Here is a 772-nt window from a genome sequence, read left to right as displayed (position 1 = left end):
ATGTCGCCTATCACTACGATTCCCTCCAGCGAGGGCAATACAACGACGCGCCTGCAGCACAGCTGGCAGGACTGCTGCACGCCACCTTGGTGCCAGCCCGCATAGCCCAACAACCGAACAAATTCGATTGCGGCGTCTTCGTGGTGGACGGCACGCGGGCGCTGGTTGAACGATTGGTGGATGGGCAGCGCCCAGACCACGCGCCGCTGCACCTCGACAACCTCGTCGCCGATCGGCAGGCGCTGCAAAACCGACTGGCGAGGCTTTGATTTTGGATTTTCGAAACGAGAACCAGATAAGGCATCGCGTCATAGACGCCGCTGAACTCGCTGCCCGGAATGCCGGCCGGACGCGGCGTTTCCGAGCCGCCGCAATAGAGCACGGCGTCGAATTCCTCGATGAGATCGGCGACCTTCATGTCGACGCCGACATTGACACCGCAATGGAAGGTGACACCCTCGCCCTGCATCTGCCCGATGCGCCGGTCGATATAGTGCTTCTCGATCTTGAAGTCCGGAATGCCGTAGCGCATCAGCCCGCCGGGGCGGCTCTCGCGCTCATAGACATGCACGTCATGGCCGGCGCGGCCGAGCTGCTGCGCCGCCGCCATGCCGGCCGGGCCGGAGCCGATGACGGCGACCCGCTTGCCGGTCTTCTTCTCCGGCGGATAGGGCCGGATATGGCCGGTCTCATAGGCCTTGTCGGCGATCGCCTGCTCGACCGTCTTGATGGCGACCGGAATGTCCTCGAGGTTCAGCGTGCAGGCTTCCTC

Annotated in this window: 1 protein-coding gene and 1 pseudogene; one reads left to right on the top strand and one right to left on the bottom strand. The window is 63.7% G+C overall.

The genetic code is table 11. The features are described from left to right. Positions 1-269 (top strand): Ulp1 family isopeptidase (locus ACWGS9_RS35055; RefSeq protein ID WP_454509460.1); only part of this gene is annotated, 269 nt, incomplete at its 5' end. A gap of 20 nt (positions 270-289) precedes the next feature. Here the strand turns inward: ACWGS9_RS35055 and ACWGS9_RS35050 are convergent. Next, positions 290-772, bottom strand: a pseudogene (locus ACWGS9_RS35050) (NAD(P)-binding protein); the annotation flags it as partial.

This window comes from Mesorhizobium sp. Arg314, assembly GCF_053714275.1.
Note: the sequence above shows the minus strand (reverse complement) of the source record. Positions and strands in the feature narration are given on the sequence as shown.